Source organism: Caloramator sp. CAR-1, from assembly GCF_030546345.1.
GTDB classification, from domain to species: domain Bacteria; phylum Bacillota; class Clostridia; order Clostridiales; family Caloramatoraceae; genus Caloramator; species Caloramator australicus.
Genome location: NZ_JAUONW010000014.1, coordinates 50,644 through 77,629, shown reverse-complemented (window position 1 = coordinate 77,629; position 26,986 = coordinate 50,644). Strand labels below are relative to the sequence as shown.

General features: G+C 31.3%; 24 protein-coding genes, 1 pseudogene and 1 other annotated feature. Of the genes and pseudogenes, 2 read left to right on the top strand and 23 right to left on the bottom strand.

Going from position 1 to position 26,986, the window contains the following annotated elements; genetic code table 11:
* Positions 1–268, top strand: a 268-nt coding sequence (locus Q3V94_RS04595) for an ATP-binding protein (RefSeq protein WP_303525562.1), incomplete at its 5' end; no start/stop codon positions are given.
* Positions 269–339: 71 nt separating this feature from the next.
* On the opposite strand, the pseudogene Q3V94_RS04590 reads toward Q3V94_RS04595, so the two are convergent.
* Both Q3V94_RS04590 and Q3V94_RS04585 read right to left on the bottom strand, forming a co-directional pair.
* Positions 340–719: pseudogene (locus Q3V94_RS04590) on the bottom strand (transposase); the annotation flags it as partial.
* 82 nt (positions 720–801) lie between these two features.
* Complete coding sequence (locus Q3V94_RS04585) at positions 802–3,756, bottom strand: P-loop NTPase fold protein (protein ID WP_303525560.1); 2,955 nt, start codon at positions 3,754–3,756, stop codon at positions 802–804.
* A 1,158-nt stretch (positions 3,757–4,914) separates the two neighbouring features.
* Here Q3V94_RS04585 and Q3V94_RS04580 point away from each other — a divergent pair.
* Positions 4,915–5,088 carry a hypothetical protein gene (locus Q3V94_RS04580; protein ID WP_303525559.1) on the top strand — a complete coding sequence of 58 codons (174 nt, stop codon included), beginning with the start codon at positions 4,915–4,917 and terminating at the stop codon, positions 5,086–5,088.
* Positions 5,089–6,408: 1,320 nt separating this feature from the next.
* On the opposite strand, the gene Q3V94_RS04575 is transcribed toward Q3V94_RS04580, so the two are convergent.
* The 21 genes from Q3V94_RS04575 to Q3V94_RS04475 form a co-directional block, all read right to left on the bottom strand.
* Positions 6,409–6,891 carry a QueT transporter family protein gene (locus Q3V94_RS04575; protein ID WP_303525557.1) on the bottom strand — a complete coding sequence of 161 codons (483 nt, stop codon included), beginning with the start codon at positions 6,889–6,891 and terminating at the stop codon, positions 6,409–6,411.
* Between the two features lie 13 nt (positions 6,892–6,904).
* Positions 6,905–7,249, bottom strand: coding sequence for a YlbF family regulator (locus Q3V94_RS04570; protein WP_303525554.1), 345 nt, complete (start codon positions 7,247–7,249; stop codon positions 6,905–6,907).
* A gap of 24 nt (positions 7,250–7,273) precedes the next feature.
* Entirely contained in the window at positions 7,274–8,965 is a 1,692-nt protein-coding gene (locus Q3V94_RS04565; RefSeq protein ID WP_303525550.1) for a ribonuclease J, read from the bottom strand.
* A gap of 96 nt (positions 8,966–9,061) precedes the next feature.
* Entirely contained in the window at positions 9,062–9,502 is a 441-nt protein-coding gene (locus tag Q3V94_RS04560; protein WP_274767988.1) for a Fur family transcriptional regulator, read from the bottom strand.
* A gap of 238 nt (positions 9,503–9,740) precedes the next feature.
* The gene (gene feoB, locus Q3V94_RS04555) at positions 9,741–11,582 is read right to left on the bottom strand and encodes a ferrous iron transport protein B (protein WP_303525548.1); all 1,842 of its coding nucleotides are present in this window, start codon (positions 11,580–11,582) and stop codon (positions 9,741–9,743) included.
* Between the two features lie 17 nt (positions 11,583–11,599).
* Complete coding sequence (locus Q3V94_RS04550; RefSeq protein WP_008909873.1) at positions 11,600–11,821, bottom strand: ferrous iron transport protein A; 222 nt, start codon at positions 11,819–11,821, stop codon at positions 11,600–11,602.
* Between the two features lie 296 nt (positions 11,822–12,117).
* Positions 12,118–12,432 carry a DUF1292 domain-containing protein gene (locus Q3V94_RS04545; protein WP_274767990.1) on the bottom strand — a complete coding sequence of 105 codons (315 nt, stop codon included), beginning with the start codon at positions 12,430–12,432 and terminating at the stop codon, positions 12,118–12,120.
* A gap of 61 nt (positions 12,433–12,493) precedes the next feature.
* Positions 12,494–12,910 (bottom strand): Holliday junction resolvase RuvX, encoded by a 417-nt coding sequence (ruvX, locus tag Q3V94_RS04540; protein ID WP_303525545.1) that lies wholly within the window; start codon positions 12,908–12,910, stop codon positions 12,494–12,496.
* A gap of 12 nt (positions 12,911–12,922) precedes the next feature.
* Entirely contained in the window at positions 12,923–13,876 is a 954-nt protein-coding gene (locus Q3V94_RS04535) for an aldo/keto reductase (RefSeq protein WP_303525543.1), read from the bottom strand.
* 51 nt (positions 13,877–13,927) lie between these two features.
* Positions 13,928–14,182: an IreB family regulatory phosphoprotein gene (locus Q3V94_RS04530; protein WP_274767991.1), complete on the bottom strand. Its 255-nt coding sequence runs from the start codon at positions 14,180–14,182 to the stop codon at positions 13,928–13,930.
* 112 nt (positions 14,183–14,294) lie between these two features.
* Entirely contained in the window at positions 14,295–14,882 is a 588-nt protein-coding gene (locus tag Q3V94_RS04525; RefSeq protein ID WP_303525542.1) for a peptidoglycan recognition family protein, read from the bottom strand.
* 385 nt (positions 14,883–15,267) lie between these two features.
* Positions 15,268–16,584 carry a pyridoxal phosphate-dependent aminotransferase gene (locus tag Q3V94_RS04520; protein ID WP_274767994.1) on the bottom strand — a complete coding sequence of 439 codons (1,317 nt, stop codon included), beginning with the start codon at positions 16,582–16,584 and terminating at the stop codon, positions 15,268–15,270.
* 173 nt (positions 16,585–16,757) lie between these two features.
* Entirely contained in the window at positions 16,758–19,394 is a 2,637-nt protein-coding gene (gene alaS / locus Q3V94_RS04515; protein ID WP_303525540.1) for an alanine--tRNA ligase, read from the bottom strand.
* A 42-nt stretch (positions 19,395–19,436) separates the two neighbouring features.
* Positions 19,437–19,639, bottom strand: a binding site (T-box leader).
* Positions 19,640–19,688: 49 nt separating this feature from the next.
* Complete coding sequence (locus Q3V94_RS04510) at positions 19,689–20,693, bottom strand: AI-2E family transporter (RefSeq protein ID WP_274767995.1); 1,005 nt, start codon at positions 20,691–20,693, stop codon at positions 19,689–19,691.
* 8 nt (positions 20,694–20,701) lie between these two features.
* A complete protein-coding gene (locus Q3V94_RS04505; protein WP_303525537.1) occupies positions 20,702–21,196 on the bottom strand; it encodes a PRC-barrel domain-containing protein in 495 nt (164 codons plus the stop codon).
* Positions 21,197–21,275: 79 nt separating this feature from the next.
* Positions 21,276–22,355: a tRNA 2-thiouridine(34) synthase MnmA gene (mnmA, locus tag Q3V94_RS04500; protein ID WP_303525535.1), complete on the bottom strand. Its 1,080-nt coding sequence runs from the start codon at positions 22,353–22,355 to the stop codon at positions 21,276–21,278.
* A 43-nt stretch (positions 22,356–22,398) separates the two neighbouring features.
* Complete coding sequence (gene nifU / locus Q3V94_RS04495; RefSeq protein WP_274767997.1) at positions 22,399–22,830, bottom strand: Fe-S cluster assembly scaffold protein NifU; 432 nt, start codon at positions 22,828–22,830, stop codon at positions 22,399–22,401.
* Positions 22,831–22,832: 2 nt separating this feature from the next.
* Complete coding sequence (gene nifS, locus Q3V94_RS04490; protein WP_303525532.1) at positions 22,833–24,020, bottom strand: cysteine desulfurase NifS; 1,188 nt, start codon at positions 24,018–24,020, stop codon at positions 22,833–22,835.
* 2 nt (positions 24,021–24,022) lie between these two features.
* Positions 24,023–24,463, bottom strand: coding sequence for an Rrf2 family transcriptional regulator (locus tag Q3V94_RS04485; protein ID WP_303525530.1), 441 nt, complete (start codon positions 24,461–24,463; stop codon positions 24,023–24,025).
* Between the two features lie 96 nt (positions 24,464–24,559).
* A complete protein-coding gene (locus tag Q3V94_RS04480) occupies positions 24,560–25,873 on the bottom strand; it encodes a replication-associated recombination protein A (RefSeq protein WP_303525528.1) in 1,314 nt (437 codons plus the stop codon).
* 61 nt (positions 25,874–25,934) lie between these two features.
* The gene (locus Q3V94_RS04475; protein ID WP_303525527.1) at positions 25,935–26,978 is read right to left on the bottom strand and encodes a PTS sugar transporter subunit IIC; all 1,044 of its coding nucleotides are present in this window, start codon (positions 26,976–26,978) and stop codon (positions 25,935–25,937) included.
* Between the last annotated feature and the right edge of the window lie 8 nt (positions 26,979–26,986).

The following is a 26,986-nucleotide window of genomic DNA, read 5'->3' as shown; positions in this document are numbered from 1 at the left end:
TTCAGACCTTGTCATAATTGATGAAATTGGATATTTACCGATTTCACATGAAGAAGCAAATATGTTTTTTCAATTAATATCAAATCTACATGAACAAACGTCAATAATTATCACATCTAATAAAGGGTTTGAAGAGTGGAGTGAGCTTTTGCAGGATGTAGCATTAACCACAGCTATATTGGACAGGCTAACCTACCGATGTGAGATTTTTAATATGACAGGCAAAAGCTACAGGTTGGAAAACAGGAAGTCGCTATTTAATGATTAGATTTAATGATTAGATATAATGATTAGATGGAAAAATTTCGGGATAAAAAATTTCCGAAATTTCTCCAAAAGTACTTGCCGATTACAATCTCTTGTTGGCACATCTTTTGCATAAAGGAAAATTATTTTTTCTTCAATACCTGATATATTTCTTTTGTGTTTTGAGACGATTATAGTTTCAAGTTTTCCACACTTATCTCTTATAATGTTAAGCTCCATTTCGCCAAATTGAGTTTTAACTGTCTTTTGAGAATATCCATTTCTTGAATTGGTTGTTTCTTTATCTTTTTTCTCATACTTTTCATACCCAAGATTAATTGCAAGCTCAGCTTCAAGCATTTTAAAAGAGTTTCTTTAAAAAGTTCTTTTAGAGCGTTGTAAATGTCAGGCACAGTTTGAAGATTGTTTTCTTTAATAAATCCTCTTAGTTGTTCTTTTGTTAATAGTGACATTTAAAAACCTCCTTCTTGGTTTATATTTTAATTCTTACCAAGAAAGAGGTTTTTAATCTATTTACACAAAATTTTTTACAGTCTATAAAACAAACTCTGAATCTAGGTACATTAGGTATTCTTTAAAGTTTTCAATATTTTTTTGCCCTATTTCATTTTTTTCATTTTCAAATAATATCAAATATTTATCTAAAACTTTTTTTAAAATTTGTTTATCATATATTTTAACTAATTCAATTCCTATATTTCTTAATAAACTATTTAAAATAAATTGATACGTTAATGATTTTTCTATAAAAATTTCTAATAAACCAACATGATTAGGAAAACTTTTTAAAATATTTAAAATTTTTTCTATATACTCTTCACCTTCTTCAGTTAATTTAAATTCTTTTACATACATTTGAGGTAGTTTTTCATATGGTTCATTATACTTTTTATATAGAACGATTAATTTTTTGTAATCATGTGAAGACAAATAGCTAATAAATAAGTCATTTATTTGTATTATATACTTTTCTGCTAATTGTCTATCCTTATATTGATTTATAATCTCATAAGCTTTTAAATAATTTTCATAATTGATATTGTTATAAATATCTTTATACTCGTTTATTAACTCATTATATTTTTTATAATTCTCTAAATTTATTAATGATTTATATGTATTTGCAATTATATTTAATAATTCAAAGTAAATTAAATATGGTTTTTTAATGAATTTTAATAATAAACTTTTATAATATTTTGTAATAACAATCTCTTTTGAATTTATTAAAATATTCTTATAAATATTATAAAATCTTTCCACATTAGTTAAACTTATTATGCTTTTATTTTTGAAAATATAGTTTATAAATTTATTAATTGTTTTCCAATTCAACTTGCTTAAATGTAACTCTAACACAATTAAGCATAATTCAACTAAGTATTCTTTTGTTTCTTTAATCTGTATCAATTTATTTAATATATCTTCTATTATAATATTTTCATTTATTTTTGATACAAGTATTTTAAAATTAATTATGATTTTTTTTATTTGCTCATAACTTAGATTTTCATCTCTTTGAATAAGATAAAATAATATTTTCTGAAAATTTTCCCAAGTTATTTTATCTATATATATATCACATAATTTAAAGATAGCTTTTAATACTAATTCATTTTTTTCATCAATTTGAATTAAACTATTAATTAAAAGTTCTACTTCTTCATCTGTTTTAATATCTTCAATATTAAGCTCAATCAATTCAATTATTTCATCCTCTATTTGAAATGATGCATAATATTTTTCATTTATTAGATTTTTATATGCAAATATAAAGTATTTATTAAAAAAGATTCTCTCGTGAATAGAGATATCATTTATATATGTTTTAAGGATATTTTCAATTAAATATACATATGAAAGATAATATGTTGAATCACTAAACCGTTTTATCAATTGGACTACTTCTTTATTAAAATTTAACATCTTTTTATTTTTGAAAATTTCATTAATAACATATTTAATTATATTAAAAATCTTTATATCATAATTATTTTCTTTGCAATTTTTTTCTATAAACATTAGTAAATAAATCAAAGCATTAAAATTCTTATTATCATTCCTATACAAGTTAGCCAAAATTAATAGCATATTTATATATGTGTTTTCTTTTTCCGATAAATAATTTATTAAATTATATGTTTTCCCAATATTATATTCAGAAATATAATTATTTAACTTTCTATCTGAAATTATATTCTCTTCTACAAAATAATCAAAATATCTCTGTCGATAAAAATCTAAAAATATTCTTCTTTCTATAACAGAATTAAAATTACTTTTATTACTATCAAATAATAATTTTAATAATTCACCTAATCTATCATTTTTGGATTTAATATTTCCAATTAAGCTTTGAAATTTGTCTTCCATACTTTTTAATAAGTTATATTCTTCAGGATAAAAAAATCTTAGATATTCAACAGTTATAAAATCAGCTATATTTATTTCTCCTTCTAATAGTCTTATTTTAAAATAAATATCGCTTATAAATCTATTCATTATTCTTAAATCTTTAAAGTTTTCTATAAAATATTTATCAAAATAATCAGAAATCCTATCCAGCTCCATCTCTGTTATACTTTCTCCTGTTAATTCTTTTATCCTTTTTATAAAATACTTTCTATAATTATCTTTTTTCACGTCAATTATATTTATAGGAAAATGTATTAACTTTCTTAAAAACTCAGATCCTTCTTTTTTATCACTCAAAGCATATTTTTCAGCAATTATATTTGATATTCTAATTTCATCATAAGCAATAATACAAATAATATTTTTTAAATTACTTATGTTATTTATCAATTTTAAAAACAATTCCAATTCATTTTTATCTAGCCGATCAACATCATCAATGAAAATAATCACTTTTTTATTAATTATTACCAATTTTTCATTTATTTTGTTTATTAATACATCATAGCCTAATCTTTCACTCCAATCATTTTTAATCAATGAAGGTATCAAACTTATAAATGCACTCACCATCAAAATAATTGAATTATTAAATGAATTAATATTACCTAAAAATTCTATGACTGATTTAAAGCTACTTATTGTTTTGTCAGAAATAATACCTTCTAAAATTTGCAAATATATATATAAATAAAATTTTGATTTTGATGAGTTAAATATAAATTTAATTTTTTCAAATAAGTTCATATTTAACATTTCATCATCTTTAAATACTATATTTTTTAATTCATTAAAAAAATTACTGATTATAGCTACTTCATCTTTATAATTCCATGGATTAAACTCAAAAAAATAAATTTTTTCGTTTTGTTTAATTAATTCACATTTTATTAAATTCATTAAACTAGTTTTTCCAGTTCCCCATCTTCCATTTATTCCAAAAATAAAGCAATTATCAGATTTTTGCTTTGCATCAATTATCATATCTGCAATTTCTTTGCTGAATCTATTCATTCCTAACACATCTTCTTCTTTTGAAATAATTGGTAAATCATATGTATAATTAGTTCTCAACTCTTCATCCCCCCTCGTATAATATGTTACAAAACCTTAAGATTAAAAAAACTTAATGTTTTGCAATTATTTATTTGAAGAATATCCCCCAATTTTTATCAAATTATTTCTTATCAATCAAAATCATTAAAGAAAGGGATATCATTGCAAACTAATCAAATAGTCTCGTAGATTTGTATTCTGATTTAGATTCTTTAATCGTTAAAGATAATGCTCTTCTTTTTAACTCTTTAAAAATTATATCGATTTTTCTAAATTAGTTACTCAATCATTTTATAAGCATTACCATAAATCTACTGGTCATCCCCGTGAATATAAACTTTCCTCTATGATTGCTGCTTTTATCCTAAAAAATACTGGCTGTCCTCGATACTTCTTTATTGATTAATTTACTTAATCTTTCTCCTGAACTCAGAAGATTTTGCGGCTTTTCTTCCATCCCAAATACTTCTCAGTTTTCTCACTTTAAGCCTACTTTCCTTGTTGATTAACAAAACTTTTTCTACTATTTAGTTGATTTAACTAAACCTATTTGTCATAAAATCAATTCTAAACTCGCTAATATGCTTCTTGCTAGTACTACCAGTATTGAAACTTGTGTTAAGAAAAATAATTATAAGTTTTATTCTGCTAACTCGACATATTAAACTCTATTATATGAAGGGCTATTTTTTATTATTCTCTTTAATTTACCTTAGATACTAAAGTTGTTAGTGTTATACGTAACATTGGTTTCTACAATTTTAACATAGATAATTCTCATAACCCTAAAAAGTCTAAAGATAAATATAACTTTAAAACTTTAATCCCTCTTCCTAAAATTTTTTCTAATTATCCTAATTTCTCCTACAAATTTTTATCTGCTATGGCACTTTTGATTCTTATGATAATTGCAAATTCCTTCGCAACTATTGTAACATAATTCCCATCATATTCATTAATCCTAAAAATTTTTCTAAAAAACTTCTTCAGTCTTCTATTAATGAAAATAGAATTCTTCTTGCCTTAAAGATTCTAACCTCCCTATGAAATTTGATGGTATTAGCCGTGCCAAGCATCTTGTCCATTTAAAATGGGTTTTCCCTAGAACCAAAAAAGTTAAAATCAATGTAAAATATATCGAAAAACTTTTTGTAGTTCACCTTGCACTAATACCAAATGCAAAATAATTCCTATGTTTATCCATATAATAAAATAACTACAAATATAATTCAATATTTACCAAAAATTAAAAACTATGAAAAGAGTTATACATACAATATTAGAGCTATCATAAAAGAACCATTCTATCTTCAAATATGCTATATCGCTAAATTACAACAAAATCAATAATATTAACTCTTTTAAAGAAAAATTTTACATGTTGGTATTAATCAATTTTTAGTTTTAATTCTTGTAGACATATTTGACAAAAGCATTAAAACCCTTCTATTAGACTTTTATTAGCTCACTTAGATAAAATTTTAATAATATATCAAGTTTATTCTTAAGTAATCTTTTTACATTTTAAAAGATTTAATTTCTAACCATTCGTTGAGTTTTATTTATTAATTTATTGTTTTCTAAATGTATTTTTTCTTGTTTACCTTTTTATTGTGTCATATCTAATTAGTTATGCAATTCATTAACTCTATTTAAAATAAAATTCATCCTAATTTTAACATACAAAAAATTATAATTAAATACATTTTTAATATCAATATTTGACAATAATATACAATTTATAACATTATATTAATTTTCATTATTTTTTTCATCTATTTAAAATTGATAATAACTAAATTAAATCAACTGCCTGTTATATTTTCCAACCAATTACAATATAATTCTGCAGAATTAAACCATATCAAAATTATATTTGTATATTAAAATATTTTATATTTTAAAATAATGCAAAATATATAATTTAGTATCAAACTATATTGCTGCACAACTATATGATTTTTACTGCTGCTAATGTATTTCTCATATATTCTCTTGTAAATAACCGCTTATAACTTAAAAAGTCACTAATATCCAAATTTACAATAATAAATTATACTTCCACAAATATTTTATGTATACTACTCAACATTATTACATAGTCATATTCAAAGTTTTCTTAGTTTACCTTAAATTATCTATTTGCTAAAAAAGTCAATACTTTAAGCTAAAAAGCATTTCTCTCCTCAAAGTTCAAAATAATTTTAATCATAATCAATAGATTTAGACTTAAAATTTTATAAAATCACTTTTATTTTTTAAAAATAGTTTTTATAGCAAATCAATGGGTTTGACAAGAAAACTTTAATATTGCTCAGACAAAATATACTTTATAATTATTAAATGCCAACTTTGTTAATATCAAATTACCTCATAAACTACTTACAAAGAATCACATAATAAATTATGTGCAATAAAAATTTTAAAATCTAATTTTCTATTCTTAGAAATAAGTTTATTAAAAAAATTAATACTTTAAAAAAATTATAACTAAAATTATTCTTTTCTACTGCATAATTTTTTAAAGATACTAATAAGCTTAAAATCAATAACATACAACTCCTAATGTATTAATAATAGCTGACACATGAATAATTTATTCACATAACTATTGAAAATAATTCAAATAAAAGGAGTAGATGAATTAACCTACTCCCTAATGATTCTAATCTATCTTTTAATCCTTTCAAAAACCGTTAATAGCATTAATCCTAAAATTCCCGCAGTAACAAATTCACCAAATCCAATTGTCCCAACGGTAACCCAATAGGGGCTAATGCCCTTTATTTTCACTTCCTCTCCAATAAATTGTTGAACCCATATTGCAACTATAAAGGCATTTAAGAAGATAGGTGGCAGCACGGCAAGATATTTATTAGGCATTTTTGAAGTTAAATATGCTGCAAGTAACGTTGTTAAACTTCCAAAAACAATGTCCACCCATCCTAACCCACCGAAATAATTAGCAAAAATGCATCCGACAAAAAGTCCAGGAATAGCTGCAGGTTCAACAAAAGGTAATACAGTCAGGGCTTCTGAAATTCTAAATTGAACAGGACCATAGGATATCGGCATCAAAAATATCGTAAGCACAGCATAAACTGCAGCTATTATCCCTGCCTTCGTTAAATATTGAATTCTTCCCCTATCCATGACAACCTCCATATTATAAGTTTGGATTTAAATCAATTCCAATTGTATCAGTAATTATCTTAAAAATATCCTGCCATAAGGTTAAAAATCTCATTTCAGCTTCTAAAAATTCTTTGACCTCTGGATTTAAACTAATAATATTAGATAAACTTTCAAAGGTCTTCATCTGCTCTTCGCTAGGTTGTTTACCTTGAAGCTGAATAGAGTAAATTTCAAATTGCATTTTTCTTAGGTCTTCCACCATTTTTTTGTATTTTTCATTTGAGTTGATCTTGTCAAGGGCTTTTTTGTAGTTTACAACTTCAGGCGTATCTTTAAGTTCCCTTGCAAATTCGTGAACTTTGTCATAAATATACAAAGAAACCACCCCCTAAAGTAAAATTTATATTTCCATAATTATAGGTAATATCATTGGTTTTCTCTTAGTCTTTTCATATAGAAAATCCCTTAAAATATCTCTTATATTTGATTTTATTGTAGCCCATTCAGTAATTTGATTGCTTAGACATTCATCTATTGCTTTTTTTACTAGTTTTTTTGCCTCTTCAATAAGGTCCTCCGACTCTCTTACATAAACAAATCCCCTTGATATAATATCCGGTCCTGCTAAAATTTTTCCATTTGATCTGTCGATGGTAACAACAACAGTTAAAATTCCATCTTGAGATAAATGCTTTCTATCCCTTAAAACTATGTTTCCAACATCTCCAACTCCAAGGCCATCAACAAGAACCTGGCCTGCTGGGATATTACCATTTAATTTTGCTCCATCTTTAGTAATTTCAAGAACCTGCCCTATCTCAGCAATAAATATATTTGATCTATCCATTCCTAGTTTTTCTGCTAAAAATGCATGCTGTTTTAAGTGCCTAAATTCACCATGAACAGGCATAAAATATTTGGGCCTTGTAAGGGTATGGATAAGTTTCAATTCCTCTTGGCAAGCATGGCCAGAAACATGAACATCAGCAAGGGATTGATAATAAACATTAGCTCCCTTTTTAAATAATTGATTTATCACTCTTGAAATTAATTTTTCATTACCAGGAATAGGAGTTGCTGAAATAATAACAAGGTCTCCCTCTTTTATTTCAACCTTCTTGTGCTCAGAAGTCGACATCCTTGCAAGGGCCGACATTGGTTCCCCTTGACTTCCCGTTGTTAAAATTACTATTTGTTTATCGTTATATCTGTTTATATCATCAATGCTAATTAAAAGCCCCTCTGGTATGTCAAGATAACCAAGGGCATAGGCCACCTCAACGATATTTTCTACGCTTCTTCCCGATACCGCAAGCTTTCTATTGAATTTATAAGCAGAATTTATTATCTGTTGAATTCTATGAACATTTGATGCAAAGGTTGCAACTATAATCCTGCCCGTAGCCTCTTGGAATATGTTATCAAAGGTCTCTCCAACAACCCTTTCAGACATCGTATAACCTGGTCGTTCAACATTTGTGCTATCAGCAAGTAGTAAAAGAACTCCCTTTTTTCCCAGTTCAGCAAATCTTGCAAGATCCATAGTTGCCCCATCAATTGGTGTATAATCTATTTTAAAATCTCCAGTATGAACTATTGTCCCAAGGTTTGTATGGATGGCCAATGAGCATGAATCTGCAATGCTGTGGCAGTTTCTTATAAATTCTACCTTCATAGTATCAAGCTCCACAATATCCCCTGCGGTCACAACCCTCAAATCAGATGTGGTTAAAAGCCCATGATCCTTAAGCCTTGTTTCAACAATTCCAAGGGTTAATCTTGTTCCATATACAGGAACGTTTAACTGCTTTAAAATATAAGGAAGTCCACCAATGTGGTCCTCATGACCATGGGTTAAAAATATACCCTTAACTTTGTCTTTATTTTTAATTAAATACGAAACATCAGGAATAACAACATCTATTCCGAACATTTCTTCTTCTGGAAACATAAGACCACAATCTATAACAATTATCTCATTTTTATATTCAATCATGGTCATATTTTTCCCTATTTCATTAACTCCGCCCAATGGAACAATCTTTAGTTTATCTTTTTTTGTCAAGCAAATTCCCTCCTTTGTATCCGACATAACTTCTATATGTATTTTACCACAAAATCCAAAATATATATAATCATTATGTTAAAAAATAAAGCATGAAAAGCTGTCAAGCAGCTTTCATGCATTTTACTTGCACCTTTTACAATAACCGTAAAACTTAACATCATGGTTTTCTATTGAGAAATCATATTTCTTTGATATCCTATCCTCCAAAACCTCTAATAAGTCATCCTCCACCTCTTCAATTGCGCCGCACTTTAAACAAATTAAGTGGTGATGTTGATGATCCTCTGTGTTATGGACCAATTCATATCGACTAACACCATCATCAAAATTCATTTTATACAGAATACCCATTTTTTCAAGAAGCTGAACAGTTCTATATACAGTTGCTAAACCTATTTCTGGGCATTCCATTTTTACTTGATCATAAATTTCCTCTGGCGATAAGTGTTTTCCTTCATTATCAATTATGACATTTAAAATTGCTCTTCTTTGTGGCGTTAATTTATAACCTCTTTCCTTTAAATCTTGTTTTAGTTTTTCTGTTTCTTCCTTTGTCATCATTATAATAACACCCCAATGAAAAATTTTCATTAGTTAAATTTTACATTGGTTATTCTTTATTGTCAATAGAATCTCAATTGAAAAAAGTTATTTTTTATCCTTTTTAGCCAAACTGCACTTGGAACAATTGCCGCTACAGTTAAAGCAAGAAATTAATTTTGTCCTACACCTTGGGCAAATGACAGAATCTTTAACAACATATCCACAGGTTGAACATTTTATTTCCATAACATCACCTTCATATTAAAATAAGTGCTAATATTCCACCAACTAAAAATGCCATGATAAAGCTTCCTATCCAAATTGATAATGCCTCCTGTTTACTCCTTTCCTTAAACATTACTATTATAGAAGCAATGCATGGAACAAAAAGAGTAATAGTAACAAGTGAAACCACCGTCTGTTCAGGAGTTAAAACTAAATCCGTAAGGCCTGCAGCACCAAAATCTCTTCTTATTATACCCATTATAAATGCGTTAGCAGCTTCCTTGGGAAGTTTTAAAATATTAACTGTAAATGGTGCAAAGAAGTTTTGAATATAGAGTAATAAATTTGTTTCATTTAAAAGCGTTATAATTAATGCACCAAGAGCAAATAACGGAGTTGCTTCCTTTAAAAACATCCAAGTTTTAGTCCACGTCTTTTTAAGCACATTGGAAAGTCTTGGCATTCTTACTGGTGGCAAGTCTATAAACAAATGGGATGATTCTCCAGGCAACAATTTGTTTAAAATCGTTCCTGTTAGTGCAAATACTATAAATATAGTGGTCAAGTATATTAATAGATATTTCGCTCCAAGTGGTGCTATCATCCCAGCAATAACACCAAGCTGTGCAGAGCATGGAATAGTAAGCCCTAATAGTGCTGTTGCAATAATTTTTTCCCTTCTTGTTCCTAAAAGCCTTGTTGTGATCGTTGCCATTGTTATGCATCCAAAACCAAGTATTATAGGTATTATTGCCCTTCCATTTAAACCAAAGAAGGATAATACTTTATCAGTTAAAGCTGCAATTCTTGGAAGATAACCCGAATCCTCAAGCAATGACATAAAGAAATAAAAAGCCACAACAAGGGGCATTAAAAGACCTAATACATAGGTTGGAGTTAAAGTAAATAATCCAAATTCCCCTGCAAAGGCTCTAAATAATACGCTATTTTCCCCAAATAAGTTAGAAAATATATTTTTTATAAATGGTTCATAGTAGCCCTGCATTATAGTCTCTTCCGTTATCCCAACTATAGTTCCAGCAACAAACACTCCTATAACTTTATATATAACATATAAAACCGCAATTAAGAGAGGAATGCCTGTAATTGGGTTTAACATAAAGTATCCTATTTTTTGTCTTATCGTGCTTCTATCATAATCTTTTAGGACTACCTTTGAAACAATATCATCAACCCTCTGTCTTCTTAACCTATAAATTTCCTCTCTAAGATTTAGAGGTTCTAAATTATAGTTATTCAGCATCTCCTCATCATCTTCTAAAACCATCAAAGCTTCACTTTGCAATTGAACCTTATCCTTTATTCCTTCTATATATTCTAAAATCTTTGGATGTGTCCTTCCTACCTTAGCATCATAAATTCTTTTCTTAACTTCATCTATTCCCTTGCCTTGAATAGCAACAGTTGGAATTACCGGAACACCTAAAATTTCACTTAATTTATCTACATCAATCTTGATCCCATTTCTTTCCACATCATCCATCATATTAAGAGCAACTATTAATGGTTTTCCCATATCGATAAGTTGTAAAGTTAAGAATAAGTCCCTATCTAAATGAAGTGCATCAACTACATTTAAAATAATATCGCCATATATAATAACATCTTTTGCAACTCTCTCTTCATCATTAAAAGACGAGACACCATATACACCTGGTGTATCCATAACAACGTCTTTACCAAATTTTCCATGGGAGATATCAACTGTCGTTCCCGGAAAGTTTGAGACATCTACATACATCCCTGTTAATGCATTAAAAAACACAGACTTTCCAACATTTGGATTTCCTGCAAGGACTATTTTTTTAGCTCCCTTAGGTATTTCAATCTTTAATCCTTCACAGCAGTTCATACATGTCCTCCTTTAAGTTAATTTAGAACATCGATTTGAATTTTTTTTGCAAGTTCCCTTCCCACAGCTATCTCCTGCAATCTGTTTCCAATTATAATGGGCCCAAAGGGTATTTTAGCCGAACACTTTACATTAGCACCTTCATATAGCCCTAATCTTATGGCTTGAACTCTTATGTTATCATCAAGTATATTTTTAATAATTATTTTCTGACCAACCCTTGCCTTATCCAAAGTCATAAGGCCACCTCCATATTTTTGTAAATGATTTTTATTCTCACTATTATTATACAACGGGTGATAATGATTGTCAATATTACAATATTTTTTAAAATATTAATTTCATAATCCTACAAACGTTTATTTTTAATCATCTATAAGCCCTCTTGAATTCTTCAGCGGACTTAAAAATACTTTAGTAACGGTCTGATTTATTTTTATGATTTAAACAAAATAAAGGTGAGCAAACCTATTATCTGCCCACCTGAATTTGAACATAGAACCAAATTAAAAAGGTAGGTAAATACCTACCTTAATTAGAATTCATCTTCTTCGTCATCTTCGAATTCTTCAAAATCTTCCTCTTCCAACCATTCTTCATAAGCCTTTGCAACTTTATCGAACTCTTCATCATCCTCTATAGCTGCTAAAGTTCCTTCTCCATTTTCATCCTCATCATATCTTAAAACAACAGCTTCATCATCTTCTGAATCTAGAGGATAAAGGACATAGTATAGTTTATCATCAACTTCTAAAGATGTGATAATCTCGAACTCTGTTTCAACGCCGTTTTCATCAGTTAAAACAACTATGTTTTCATGTTCATGATCGTGATGATGTTCATGTGACATAATTAACACCTCGTTTCATTTAGTATATTGTTATTTTAAGATTAAATGAAATTTTTGTCAACTATAATTTTCTATTTCTATCTAGATATGTCTGAAGAATAAAGGTTGCAGCAAGAGCATCAATAACTCCCTTTCTTTTTTTTCTTGAAAGATCTGCATCAATAAGAACCTTTTCTGCGGCCATGGTGGTAAGCCTTTCATCCTCATATATCAATTCAATATTTATTTTTTCCAAAAGCTTTTCACAAAAATTCATAACTTTTTGTCCTGATTCGCCTAACGTTCCATTCATGTTCTTTGGAAGACCCACCACCACCTTTTCTACTTGAAATTCATTGATTATTTTTATTATTTCCTCCACATCGTTTTTAATACTTTTTCTTTCTAATGTTTTTAAACTTTGGGCAGTCCATCCTAATGGATCGCTTAGGGCAATTCCTATCCTTTTTTCTCCAATATCAAGTCCTAAGATTCTCACTCTTTTTCCTCCTTAAATTATTTTTAAACAAAAGTTCTTACAATATGCAGAACAATAACCACAAAGAAGGCATTTTTCTCTGTCACAAAATAGTTTGCCCCCTTTAACATAAAGGGCATCATTAGGGCAATTTTCAACACAATTTCCACATGCCTCACACCATTCTTCTATATGCAATCTTCTTCTTTTATTTTTTAATTTTTCCTTTAAATCTTCATCAACTTTTTTCCCTTCAAACCTTTGAACATTAGCATAGACCTCTTCAATGCTTTGCATTCCAACTGCAATAGAATGGACATATGGAAAGTTTAAAACAAAATTAAAAGCCTCGTCCACATTCTTTATTAGATTACCTCCACCAAGAGGTTTCATTGCAATTATTCCCTTTCCACTATTATAAGCCTTTTTTATGGCGGCAATCATATCTTCAATAGTTCCATCGATTATTCCAAGACCTTTTTTGTTGAAAATAGGATGAACTATATCAACTTCTTCCATTTCTGATATTGCCTCCACAACCTCTACAGCATGGGTAGATACTCCAATAGCTTTAATAACGCCAGACTTTTTAGCATCTACTAAACATCTTAAGGCATCCTTGTGCCCCTTTAAAGTTAACCTACTTTCCTGTTCATGAAGCATAAATATCCCAAGGGATTTAACACCCATTTCCTTTAATGCCTCATTAATGCTGTCCTTCATTCCATCATAGGTGTAATCATAGGATTTGCTTGAAATAATAATTTTATCTCTATCATCAAACATTTCAAGAGCCCTTTTTATATAAGAATATGTTTTATAAAGTTTTGCAGTATCTATAATATTTACGCCAAGCTCAAAGGCCTTTAATATAATTTTTGCACCCTCTTCAATGGGTAAATTTGCCTGCAAAGGACCTATAGTCAAACTTCCAAAGCATAACTTAGATGCATTAATATCGGTATTTCCAAGTTTTATATATTCCATATAATGCCCCCTTAAAAGCAAAAATTTAGCATGCAAGACATCTTGCATGCATTACCTTTCAAGATATGCCCTTAAAAGCTCCTCCAAAAGCTCATCCCTTTCGATTTTCCTAATTAAAGACCTTGCATTCTTAAAACTTGTAATATAAGTTGGATCACCAGATAGTATATATCCTACAAGCTGATTTATTGGATTATAACCCTTTTCCTTTAAAGCGGCATAAACTTCAGTTAAAACCTCTTGAACTTTTGTATTTCCCTCAAGATTAAATTTAAACTGCATAGTGCCTTCCTTATTCTCAGCCATCCAAACCACACCCTTCTTATGTGACTGTGAAAAGATACTTATATAAATATTTTCCAATGTTTATTATAATTATACCAAATAAGGATAATAAATCAATCATAATATAGAAAGTTTATAATTTTTTTAACTCCTCCAAAATAAGTGGAATAAAATTTTTCTTTGCAGCTTCTACAGTATTTCCTCCAAAAAAGTTTGTTCCAGGGCAAGATTTTGTGGTCCCCTTTCCGTTTAATCTTTTTCCAGTTTCTAGATCAAACCAGTGGTGATATACTATCGTATCGGTGCTTGGTGTTAACTTGTATTTTTTGCATAGCAGAGCATTTACAAATATAATGCTCTTTTTTTGTTCTTCCGTCATCTTATCCCCGCCTATATCAAAATTTCCGACGCTTTCTATACAAATTCCATTTTCATTTGCCCCCTTTATGCAGGCAGGCGGAATATCAAGAGGCCTACAGATTGCAATCAAACCGTCTGGAAATATTGTAATGTTTTGCCCTATCTCATTAAATCCCCTTGAAAGGTGGCTTCTTTCCATCCCCTCTAAAAGTCTGAAATGATTATTTTTAAATTCCTTATAGCTTGGAATATAGGTATGGTGATTTTGAATTAACTTAATTATCCTTTTTACTTTAAGTTTTAAGATATATTCTTTAAACTCCTCTCTATTCATAAGAATAAATTTCCCCTGCTGTTTCATTATCTCATCCCCTTTTAATTCTTCTTATCTTATTTTATGAATAATGATGTCATTTGGAGACGAAAATAATTAAACCAAAATCCAATTTATAATATATAGTATCTTAAAGAACAATTTTCATACATTGTGAATATTATGGAATATAATACTATATTATGGAAGAAGATATTAAATGGATTTTAATCTTTATATTCCGATATATATTAATAAAAATCTGATCTTAGACTATATTCTGTCCTCATTAATGGTTATATTGACAGCCGTGAAGAAATTCTCTTATCAACTTCCCTTTTACTCAAGCTGTCCCAATTGCCATGTATATCTAATGCCTATAGCAATTTACAAAATAATAAAGGGTAGGATTTTAAGCATCCCACCCCATCAATTATCTTTGTGCTTCATATTGTCTTAGAAGCTTTATGAATAATTCAGGAACCTTTGCCATGTTTTCTGGTGATTCTACGAATGAAATTCTAAATTGTGTAGTTCCTGGATTATATTCACCTTCTTCAACATTGTAGAATCCCTTCATAGGTGCTACTAATAAAGTTGTTTCAACTCCATCTATTATAGCTGAACCTTTTTCTGCACAATAGAGGACAAAATCTATTGAATCAAATCCTGGCTTTACAACATTTCTAACGTCAATTACCAAATATATTGAAGCATCTGGACTGGAAATAATTAAATTAGGCTCTAGCTTTTTGAATCCATTGTATACGTTTATAATTTGTTCCTTGTAATAATCTCTAATGCTCTTGCACCAACCTAATATTTGTTTCTTAGATTCATGGGCAAGTGCTCCAAATATATATTGTCCTATTACGTTAGCACATAGGTTTGCAGTATATTCTGCTACAGCACGATTATGGAATTCATAATTATCAGTAATTATTGCTCCGATTCTTAAGCCGCATGCATTCCATACCTTTGATGCAGTTTCTATGCTTATTCTTCTTCCTTCTATTCCAGGAACCTCTGCATCAGTTACTCCCCATATGCTTACCAATTTAGTATCTTCTGTATAGTAAAGTTCACGATATGCTTCGTCGCTAATCATCCACATGTTATATTTTACACATAATTTAGCTAACTCAATAAGGGTTTCATAATCATAAAGTTGCCCTGTAGGATTATCATATGGTATAACAAGAAGTGCTCCTGGGTTATGTTCCTTAATCATTTCTTCAATTTTGTTTATTTCTGGTAGACTAAATTTTCCATTTTCATCCAAACTACGTTTTACTGTAACGATTTTTCTTCCTATTCTTTCTGCAAAGGAAATATAATTAGTATAAGCTGGGTCAATCATAAGTAGCGGTCTTTCATCTGAACCTGCTGGGCCGCATACGCCTAATAAAACAATTTCCATCGCAGCAGAGCCACCATCAGTTATCTGAACATAAAGCTTGCTTGTATCAAATCCTTCTGCCTCAAGTATATTTTTAAAGGCATCCTGAGTTTCTTTAAAACCGACAGTAGTTGAATATCTTATAACACCCTTTGCAAATGGGCTTTCAGGTGCATCAAGTGAAAACATTCTTTTCATCATCGCTGGGTTTGTTGGTAGAGAAACATTACCAATACCAACGTTAATAACAGCTTGAGGTTTAACTTTTCTTTCTTCATATTTCATCTGTGCTAATCTAACATCTGACGGCGTTCTTGATTCAAAATGAGCAGATAAAACCGGTTTACTCATTTTAAAAGCTCCCTTCTATAAATATTTTTAATTATTCAGATTTTTATCCCAATTATTATTTTAACACTATTTTTTACTCATTTCTACTAAAAAACTTAAACTATCATTAAACAAAGCACATAATTTTTCTTTTCTTTGTCAAAAATTAAGAGGCTGCAAATGCAGCCCCTTTACTATTTAACCATATCCTCCACCAATTTATAAACAGCATCCAATGCTTCATTAACCTTTGATTTATCCTTTCCACCAGCTTGAGCCATGTCCGGTCTTCCTCCACCGCCGCCACCTGCTACTTTTGCTACTTCTCTTATTATATTTCCTGCATGAACTCCCTTTGATACTGCATCCTTTGTTGCCATAGCAACAAAGCTCACCTTGTCATCCTTTGTTGATGCAAGAACAACAAGACAAGTCTCAAGCCTTTCCTTTAATTTATCTCCCAGTTCCCTTAAAGCATCTACATCTAAATCAAAGCTTGCAGTTATTACCTTTACCCCTTTAACATCCTTGGCATCATTTACAAGATTAATTGCAGCATCCTTTGCAATTTTTGATTTTAAAGCTTCTATCTCCCTTTCCTTTTCCTTAAGATCTTGAAGGAGTATTTCCGTTCTTCTTGGAACATCCTTTACATTGCTCTTTAGTGTAAGGGCAACATCCCTTAACATATTTTCAAGGGATTCAATATATTTTAGTGCACCCTTTCCTGTTACAGCTTCAATTCTTCTGACTCCAGCTGCAACTCCTCCCTCAGAAATAATCTTAAATAATCCGATTATAGCTGTATTTGAAACATGAGTTCCTCCACAAAGTTCCATGCTGTATTCACCAGCTTTAACAACCCTTACAATATCGGCATACTTTTCATCAAACAGAGCTGTTGCTCCCATCCTTCTTGCTTCATCTATTGTAGTTTCAATAGTTTCAACCTCAAGGGATTCCATTATTTTATCATTAACTATATTTTCTATTCTTCTCAAGTCTTCAGATGAAATAGCTTCAAAGTGGGTAAAGTCAAACCTTAATCTATCTGGTGCCACTAATGAACCTGCCTGATTTACGTGACTGCCAAGAACATCCTTAAGGGCTTTATGGAGTAGATGGGTTGCTGTGTGGTTTCTTGCAATATCCATCCTTCTTGCCTTGTCAACAATAGCAGTAACTTCACTGCCCTTTTTAATCTTACCTTCTATAACCTTGCCTTTGTGGACTACTTTATTGTTTGCCGTTTTCCTTGTATCTTCAATCTCTACTTTAAATCCTTCGCCTTCTATTATTCCCGTGTCTCCAACCTGTCCTCCCATTTCTGCATAGAAGGATGTTTTATCAAGGATTATCTCCACATTTTCTCCCTTTTCAGCATAATCAACTATATTACCATCTTTAAGTAAAACCAAAACCTTACCCCTTGATATAGTGTTATTATATCCTTCAAATACAGTATTAATTTCAGCAGGTAAAGTCATATAAACATCTATATCTGTTCCCATATAATTTGTCTCTTCCCTTGCAGCTCTTGCTCTTTCCTTTTGAGCCTCCATTTCCCTATTAAAGCCCTCAAGGTCTATATCCATTCCGCTCTCCTGTAAAATTTCAAGGGTAAGCTCTATAGGAAATCCGTAGGTATCATAAAGTTTAAAGGCCTTTTCACCATCCAAAATATTTTTATTTTCCTTCTTAAGTTCATCGATATATTCTTCTAATATATTCATTCCTTGATCTATCGTTTCATCAAATCTTTCCTCTTCAACCTTTAAAACCTTCTTTATGTATTCCTTCTTCTCTTCAAGTTCTGGATATGCATCCTTTGAGTTTTGGATAACGACATCGCTTATTTCCCAAAGAAAGGCCCCTTCAATTCCAAGAAGTTTTCCATGTCTTGCTGCTCTTCTTAAAAGCCTTCTTAATACATATCCTCTTCCTTCATTTGATGGCAATACTCCATCAGAAACCATAAATACAACGCTTCTTATATGGTCGGTAATAACCCTTACGGAAACATCCTTCTTATCGTCGCTGCCGTATTTATAATTTGCAACTTCGCAAACTTTATTTAAAATATTTTTCATGGTGTCTATTTCAAATATGCTATCTACACCCTGCATTATAGTTGCTATTCTTTCAAGGCCCATTCCTGTATCTATATTTGGATTTTTTAGTCTATGATAATTTCCTTCTTCATCCTTGTCAAATTGGGTGAATACAAGATTCCAGAATTCAACAAATCTATCACAGTCACATCCTACTCCGCAGGTTGGCTTACCGCAACCCTTATCTTCTCCTCTGTCAAAGTAAATTTCTGAACATGGGCCGCAAGGACCAACTCCAATTTCCCAAAAGTTATCCTCCTTGCCCATTCTTACAATTCTTTCTGCTGGTATTCCAACCTTCTTGTTCCATATTTCAAAGGCTTCATCATCATCCTGATATATAGTAATCCATAATCTTTCCTTTGGTAGTTTCAAAACCTCAGTTACAAATTCCCATGCCCATGGTATAACTTCTTCTTTAAAATAATCGCCAAAGGAAAAATTACCTAGCATTTCAAAAAAAGTGGCATGCCTTGCAGTTTTACCTACCCTTTCAATATCACCTGTTCTTATGCATTTTTGACAAGTAGTTATTCTCCTATTTGGTGGAACCTCCTGTCCTGTAAAATATGGTTTTAATGGTGCCATACCTGCATTGATAAGCAAAAGACTCTTGTCATTCTTTGGAATCAATGAAAAGCTTGGAAGCCTAAGATGGCCTTTACCCTCAAAGAAGGATAAATACTTTTCCCTTATCTCATTAACTCCCATATAATTCATAATATCACCTCCTAAAAAACTATAGCAAAAAACCTTCGTCCCTAAAGGGACGAAGGTTAACTTCGCGGTACCACCCTAATTACCGAAATGGTCACTCATTTGGATAACGGCAAAGCCGTCTCTGCCTACTTAAGTTCGGCAGGAAGCTCCGAGACTGCTTCCACATCCCCTTGTAAAGGCTTGCACCAACCGCCTTCTCTCTAAAATCAAAAAGGATGTGTACTCCTTCCCTTCACAGCCTTTATAATATTACTAATTAACATTATATAGAAAATACCGAAAAAATCAAGCATTTCAGTAAAGCTTATTTACTATATAATTGTATGTAACCTTAATTATCGCAAACACAGGCACTGACAAAATAAGTCCCCAAGCCCCATAGAATTTGCCTCCCAATATTAAAGCTATAATAACAAATATTGGATGAATCCCCATTGTATTTTCTAATATTTTAGGTGCTATAATTCCACTTTCCAATTCTTGGATTATAAAAAAGGAAAGAGCTACTAATACTGCCTTTGAGGTCGAATCAGAAAGAGCAGATAAAAAGGCAGGAATAAACCCAAGAACTGGACCAAAATAAGGAATAATATTAAAAAAACCATTAACTACTGATATCAAAAATGCATATCTTACTTTTAAGATTATCAGCACGATCATTGTAAAAATAGTAATAATAATTGATAATATAATCTGGCCTTTGATAAAATTCCCAACTATTTTCTCATAGCTTCTAAAAAGCTCAATAACCTTTTCCCTTCCTTTATAGGGAATCAATGATTTAAGACTTCTTTTAAAATATTCTGTATCAACAAGAAAATAATAAACGAAAACAGGTATTAATATATAAGTAGGAAGTGAGGATATAAATTTTAAAATATTATCAAATAAATTTCTCATTTCATTAAAAACTCTGTCCTGAATCTTTAAAATAGTGTCATCTAAAATCGATCTTAAATATATTGGGACTTTAATTTTATCTATTATGCCGAAAAGTCTTTTAATCTCATTTGAAATGTCATCTGCATTGTTAATTAACTCTATAAGTTCCTTTGTTATAATCGGAAAAAGATAATAAATTATGATAATGATTAGAAATATAAATAAAGTCAATGTTATAAAGACGGATACTTTATAATTTTTAATCCTTTTATCGATGTTTTTAACGACTGGATGTAGTATATAAGCAATAAAAATCGAAACAAGCAATGCTCTTAAATAATTTATAATTATATATAAAAATATAAAAATAAAGAGCAAATATAAACTAATCAAAAAGCATTTAATCACTCTATTCATAATACCCCTCATACAATTGAAATTTCGTTAATTATTTCAAGAGAAGTATTCTTTACAATTGTTTCCTCACTATCTAAAATATCTTCATTATCCAGCAACACTACTCTTCTTCCATTAACTAGGTCATCAAATATTCCAAGGGAAATAACAAGGGCCCTAATCCTTCCTGTTTTTTCATCAAAGATAACATCAGCAAGGGAACCATACTCCTTTGAATTATCAGTTCTTACGTTAGCCCCTAAAATTCTAGTTAACAAATATTTTTGAAGGCATTTATTTTTAATATTGTTTACCTTATAACACTTATTGTTTAAAACTATGTTATCCTCTTCAAAGATAACATCATTAATTCTAACATAATAAAAACCTTTTTCATTAGTAGGATTAATAACGTATAAAGCAATTTTTTTATTTTTGCAATCAACAATTATATCCTCTAAAAAACCAATTTTTCTATTACTGAAAAAAACTTCCCTTCCCTTAACATCCAGAAATCTCAACATACAACCACCCCAAACTACTACTACTTATTATTTACCATTTTCAAAAAAATAAGCCTTAAAGATGTAATCTTTAAGGCTTCTATAAAACTTCTTTAATTACTCCTCCACCAACTACTATATCACCATCATAAAATACAACCGACTGTCCCTTTGTAATTGCCCTTTGGGGCTCATCAAATTCTACCATAACTCCTTCCTTGTAAGGTGTTATAATAGCCTTTGCCTCCTTTGCAGTGTATCTTATCTTAGCACTAACCCTCATAGGGCCATCTAGCTTATCGAAGGGAATAAAGTTTAAATCCTCTGCATAAAGTTTATTCTTAAATACTTCCCCCTCATCGCCTATTACAACTAAATTCTTCTCAGGAATAATATCCACTACAAACACAGGTCTACCAAGAGCAAGTCCAAGTCCCTTCCTTTGTCCGATTGTATAATGAACTATACCTTTGTGTTCACCCAAAATATTCCCATTAACATCAACAAAATATCCCTTTTCAACCTTATCAGGGACTCTTCTTTCAATAAATCCTGCGTAGTCGTTATCAGGAACAAAGCAAATTTCTTCGCTATCAGGCTTATTAAATACCAAAAGCCCTATATCCTCCGCTATTTTCCTTACCTGTTCTTTAGTATATCCCCCTAAGGGCATTAGGGTATGGGCAAGCTGATGCTGAGTTAAATTATACAGCATATAGGTTTGATCCTTCTTTACATCCCTTGACCTTATTAAAAGATATCTTTTTCTTTCGTCATCATATTTAATTGAGGCATAATGCCCTGTTGCAACATATTTAGCCCCAAGAGCATTTGCCTTTCTTAAAAATTCGTCAAATTTTATATACTTGTTGCAGGCAATACACGGATTAGGTGTTCTTCCTGCAAGATACTCATCGATAAAATAATTTATTACCTTCTTTTCAAATACTTCCCTAAAATTCATGACATAATAGTATATTCCAAGCTGATCAGCTACCCTTCTTGCATCATTAACAGCAGAAATCGAGCAGCATCCTCCAACCTTTTCCTCATAAAATACATCCTTTGGAACTAAAGTCATAGTTATACCTATAACATTGTAACCCTGTTCCTTAAGTAGGTATGCAGCAACAGAACTATCTACTCCTCCGCTCATTCCTACTACAACCGTTTCCTTCATTAAATCACCCCACTAAAATACCCCGGAAAATCCGGGGCTTTTATTATTCATGGTGTTCGTGATGATCATGGTCTCCTTTGGAGAATTTATCCTCCCACGGTTCTAGACCGTTTTTAATCCTATAATCATTTATCGCCTTATGAATAGCTTCTTCGGCGAGAATTGAACAGTGCATCTTCACCGCTGGAAGCCCATCCAAAGCTTCAGCAACTGCTTTGTTAGTTAAATTCCAAGCCTCCTCTACTGTTTTCCCTTTTATTAGCTCTGTTGCCATGCTGCTTGAAGCAATTGCTGCACCACAACCAAAGGTTTTAAACTTAACATCTTTAATAATATTATCTTCTATCTTTAAATAAATTTTCATCATATCCCCGCATTTAGGATTTCCAACTTCTCCTATTCCATTTGCATCAGGTATTTCACCAACATTTCTTGGATTCATAAAATGTTCCATTACTTTATCGCTGTATTCCATAGTTATTTTTCCCCCTTTATAAATTTTTCATACAAAGGCGACATCTCCCTAAGCCTTTGAACTATATTAGGTAATACTGAAAGAACATAATCAACATCTTCTTCTGTATTCATATCCCCAAGGGATAATCTCAAGGAACCATGGGCTATTTCATGTGGAAGGCCAATAGCAAGCAGAACATGGGATGGATCTAGTGATCCTGAAGAACAGGCACTTCCAGTTGATGCACATATTCCAAATTGATCAAGAAGTAAAAGTAAAGATTCTCCCTCTATAAACCTAAAGCTTACATTTATATTTCCAGGAAGTCTCCTTTCAGGATGTCCGTTTAGTTTTGTATAAGGAATCTTTTCCATAATACCATTCAAAAGTCTATCCCTTAACTTTCTAATCTTTTCATTATGTCCATCTATGTCCTCTGTAGCAAGCTCAATAGCTTTTCCAAGCCCTACAATACCTGGAAGGTTTTCGGTTCCGGCCCTCCTTCTTCTTTCCTGCCCTCCACCATGGATTAGGTTATCGATCTTTACACCTTTTCTTATATATAAAGCTCCGACTCCCTTTGGCCCATAGAACTTGTGGGCAGCTAAAGATAGAAGATCTATATTCATTTCCTTAACATCTATTTTTACATTTCCAATTGCTTGAACTGCATCTGTGTGAAATATAATTCCCTTTTCCCTTGCTATTTTTCCTATTTCAGCAATAGGCTGTATTGTTCCAATCTCGTTATTTGCAAACATTATTGTGATTAGGATTGTTTTATCAGTAATAGCTCTTTTAAGTTCATCAAGATCTACCATTCCATATTCATCTACATCTAAATAAGTAACTTCAAAACCATGCTTTTCAAGATATTCGCAGGCATGCAAAACCGCATGATGTTCTATCTTAGTTGTTATTATATGGTTTCCTTTATCTTTATTAGCAAAGGCAACTCCTTTAATTGCCCAGTTGTCCGCCTCAGAACCACCGCCTGTAAAAAAGATCTCATCTGGAAGAGCATTTAAAGCCTTTGCTACCTTTTCCCTTGCATCTTCAATAGCCCTTTTTGATTTCCTTGCAAAGGTGTAAACCGACGATGGATTGCCAAAGTTTTCTGTAAAGTAGGGAAGCATTTCCTCTAAAACTTCTTTTTTAACATATGTTGTTGCGGCATGGTCCATGTAAACAAATCTTTTCCCTTCCATACCTATTCTTCCTTTCCTTTAGTTTTTTCTTGCAGGTTATTATAATCGTTAACCACATCTTGTAAAGTAGTTGAATTTAAAATATCATTGATGCTATTGCTAATCTTTAACCATAAAAGTCTTGTTGCACAATAATTTATCCTTGAACAATTCATTTCTTGCGTTATGCAATCAGAAACTTCAATTGGACCTTCTAAAACATTAAAAATATCTGCTATAGTTATTTCCTCGGGTGGACGTGATAAAACGTAACCTCCTTGTGCTCCCCTAATGCTCTTAACAAGCCCAGCCTTTCTAAGGTTTGAAAAAAGCTGTTCTAAATAATATTCAGATATATTTTGCCGTTCTGCAATTTCTTTTATTGAAACGGGGGCGCCACCATGGTGAAGGGCAAGTTCAAACATTGCCTTAACCCCATATCTCCCCCTAGTTGAAAGCTTCATCCTATCACCTCTAATTCTGACTAAAAAAGTAGGATTTCATTTTAAGATTAACATATCCGAGTAAAATTGTCAATTTTATAGTTAAAAAAATTTCAATTATTTTTTCCATAAGCGGTTAATTCTTTCTTTAATTTTTGCTTCATAACCATTTCCAGAAGGCCTGTAATACTTTCTATCCTTTATTTTTTCTGGTAAATATTCTTGATATACAAAATTTCCTTCAAAATCATGGGGATATTTATAGCCTATCCCTCTACTGAGACTTTTTGCACCTTTATAGTGGGCATCCCTTAGAAAACCTGGAATTTCTATATTAGGATTCTTCCTTGCGTCTTCTATTGCCTCATCGATTGCTAAATAGGAAGCATTGCTCTTTGGTGCACAAGCTACATACAGAGCAGCCTGGGATAAAATAATCCTTGCCTCTGGCATGCCTATAAATTCAACAGCCTTTGCAGCAGATACTGCAACATTTAGAGCCATAGGATCAGCATTTCCAACATCCTCGCTTGCACATATAACTATCCTTCTTGCTATAAACATCGGATCCTCCCCAGATTCTAACATTCTTGCAAGATAGTAAACAGCAGCATCAGGATCCGACCCCCTCATGCTTTTTATAAAGGCTGATATCACATCGTAATGGTTATCTCCATCTTTGTCATAATTTAAGGGCGGTTTTTGCATACATTCTGAGGCATCCTCTAAAGTTATAACTACCCTGCCATCTTCCTTTTTAGATGTCAAAACCGCCATTTCAAGAGCATTTAAGGCTCTTCTTACATCCCCTCCACTACATTTTGCAAAAAACCAAAGAACCTCATCAGAAACTTCGATATCCCTTCCTTTGTATCCCCTTTCACTAGTAAGTGCCCTTTTTAGCACCTTAAAAATATCCTTTTCTTCTATGGGTTTTAATTCAAATATTAAAGATCTTGAAAGGAGAGCTTTGTTAACTTCAAAATAGGGATTTTCAGTTGTCGCTCCAATCAAAACAACAGTTCCCTTTTCAACATATGGGAGGAGGGCATCCTGCTGAAGCTTATTAAATCTATGTATCTCGTCAATAAAAAGAAGGGTTCTTTTGCCATATAACTTTTGGACCTTGCTTGCTTCATCAGTAACCTGCTTTATCTCACTTAAATTGGATGTTACTGCATTTATCTGCCTAAACTCTGATTTTGTAGTATTGGCTATTATCCTTGCAAGGGTAGTTTTTCCTGTTCCAGGTGGGCCATAAAGTATTACAGATGTTAAATTATCTGTAGCGATAGCCCTATAAAGCATCTTTCCCCTTCCTACAAGATGCTCCTGCCCGACAAACTCTTCTAAGCTCTCAGGTCTCATCCTTTCTGCCAAGGGCTCTAATTTTTCTTTATTTTGTTTATTTATATAATCAAACAAATCCATATACATCACCAAAATTTATTATACCACAAAAATTAAAGGGGCGCTTAAATTGCCCCTTATATTATACAGCATTATCGATAGGATATTTTTTTACTATTAATCTTTTTTCCCTAATCCTTTTAATGAACATATAAATCGTAGTTCCTACAAATCCACCAATAAGTCCTCCTATTGCTGCTAATAATAATGCTATTATTACTTTTTTAGGACTATTAAAACCAAAGGGAGCTAAAAGGCCTGGAATTGGCGATGCTGTCCCCGGTGCATTGTTGATTATTTTAAAATAAGCTGCAACAATCCCTGCAATTCCACCAACTATAAAATCAGAAAAATAAATTACAACAGCATTTTTGGTTACCAAATCTGCCTGTGTCAATGGTTCAAGCATAACTGCAATCACATTACCTTTGTCTCCTATTTTTAACCTTTTAAAAACAACTCCATTCGTAAAGGCTCCTCCAAAGCTTGCAATCCCCGCAATCCCCATTGCTAAACCCTTTAAATTTAACATCGCAGTTAAAGCCATAGAACTTAGTGGTGATGTGCAAATTATCTTAATAATTCCGCCAAGCAAAAATCCCATAACAAAGGGTGATTGTTCAGCTGCTACTCTTATAACATCTCCGATATTTAAAAGGGTGCTATTAACTAATGGTGTAGATGCTTGAGCTATTAGTCTTGATAGCGGTGCAATAATTAGCGCACCTCCAATTATATCAATGCCCTTGGGTAATTTTTTCTCTAAAATTGGTCCAGCAAGACCAATTAAATATCCAACAAAAAAGCCAGGCAATATTCCCATTCCCTTTAAGGCTGCAGCTGCAACAACAGCATATATAGGGTTTGCACCCATGTTTATCGAAACAAGAGCAGCTGCAATAACTCCACCCATGCTTCCTGAAGATGACCCAACTTCACCTAAAAATTTAATTCCTAAAAAATCCCCAAAAATATACTTAAAAATTGCCTCAATTAAAAATGTAGCAACAGCAGCACCAGCAAGACCTGACATAGCCTTTTCTCCTTTTGGTGCCTTAAAACTAAAGGCTGAAAAAAAGCCAAGAACAATTAAAAGTAAAAAAATTCCCTTTAATACTTCTAGCATAAAAACCC

Coding starts and splice junctions, on each gene's coding strand:
- Q3V94_RS04580 (WP_303525559.1), top strand. CDS start 4,915: ATGCAAAATAATTCCTATGTTTATCCATATAATAAAATAACTACAAAT.
- Q3V94_RS04575 (WP_303525557.1), bottom strand. CDS start 6,891: ATGGATAGGGGAAGAATTCAATATTTAACGAAGGCAGGGATAATAGCT.
- Q3V94_RS04565 (WP_303525550.1), bottom strand. CDS start 8,965: ATGTCGGATACAAAGGAGGGAATTTGCTTGACAAAAAAAGATAAACTA.
- Q3V94_RS04560 (WP_274767988.1), bottom strand. CDS start 9,502: ATGATGACAAAGGAAGAAACAGAAAAACTAAAACAAGATTTAAAGGAA.
- feoB (WP_303525548.1), bottom strand. CDS start 11,582: ATGAACTGCTGTGAAGGATTAAAGATTGAAATACCTAAGGGAGCTAAA.
- Q3V94_RS04550 (WP_008909873.1), bottom strand. CDS start 11,821: ATGACTTTGGATAAGGCAAGGGTTGGTCAGAAAATAATTATTAAAAAT.
- Q3V94_RS04545 (WP_274767990.1), bottom strand. CDS start 12,432: ATGTCACATGAACATCATCACGATCATGAACATGAAAACATAGTTGTT.
- Q3V94_RS04535 (WP_303525543.1), bottom strand. CDS start 13,876: ATGGAATATATAAAACTTGGAAATACCGATATTAATGCATCTAAGTTA.
- Q3V94_RS04530 (WP_274767991.1), bottom strand. CDS start 14,182: ATGGCTGAGAATAAGGAAGGCACTATGCAGTTTAAATTTAATCTTGAG.
- Q3V94_RS04525 (WP_303525542.1), bottom strand. CDS start 14,882: ATGAAACAGCAGGGGAAATTTATTCTTATGAATAGAGAGGAGTTTAAA.
- Q3V94_RS04520 (WP_274767994.1), bottom strand. CDS start 16,584: ATGAGTAAACCGGTTTTATCTGCTCATTTTGAATCAAGAACGCCGTCA.
- alaS (WP_303525540.1), bottom strand. CDS start 19,394: ATGAATTATATGGGAGTTAATGAGATAAGGGAAAAGTATTTATCCTTC.
- Q3V94_RS04510 (WP_274767995.1), bottom strand. CDS start 20,693: ATGAATAGAGTGATTAAATGCTTTTTGATTAGTTTATATTTGCTCTTT.
- Q3V94_RS04505 (WP_303525537.1), bottom strand. CDS start 21,196: ATGTTGAGATTTCTGGATGTTAAGGGAAGGGAAGTTTTTTTCAGTAAT.
- mnmA (WP_303525535.1), bottom strand. CDS start 22,355: ATGAAGGAAACGGTTGTAGTAGGAATGAGCGGAGGAGTAGATAGTTCT.
- nifU (WP_274767997.1), bottom strand. CDS start 22,830: ATGGAATACAGCGATAAAGTAATGGAACATTTTATGAATCCAAGAAAT.
- nifS (WP_303525532.1), bottom strand. CDS start 24,020: ATGGAAGGGAAAAGATTTGTTTACATGGACCATGCCGCAACAACATAT.
- Q3V94_RS04485 (WP_303525530.1), bottom strand. CDS start 24,463: ATGAAGCTTTCAACTAGGGGGAGATATGGGGTTAAGGCAATGTTTGAA.
- Q3V94_RS04480 (WP_303525528.1), bottom strand. CDS start 25,873: ATGGATTTGTTTGATTATATAAATAAACAAAATAAAGAAAAATTAGAG.
- Q3V94_RS04475 (WP_303525527.1), bottom strand. CDS start 26,978: ATGCTAGAAGTATTAAAGGGAATTTTTTTACTTTTAATTGTTCTTGGC.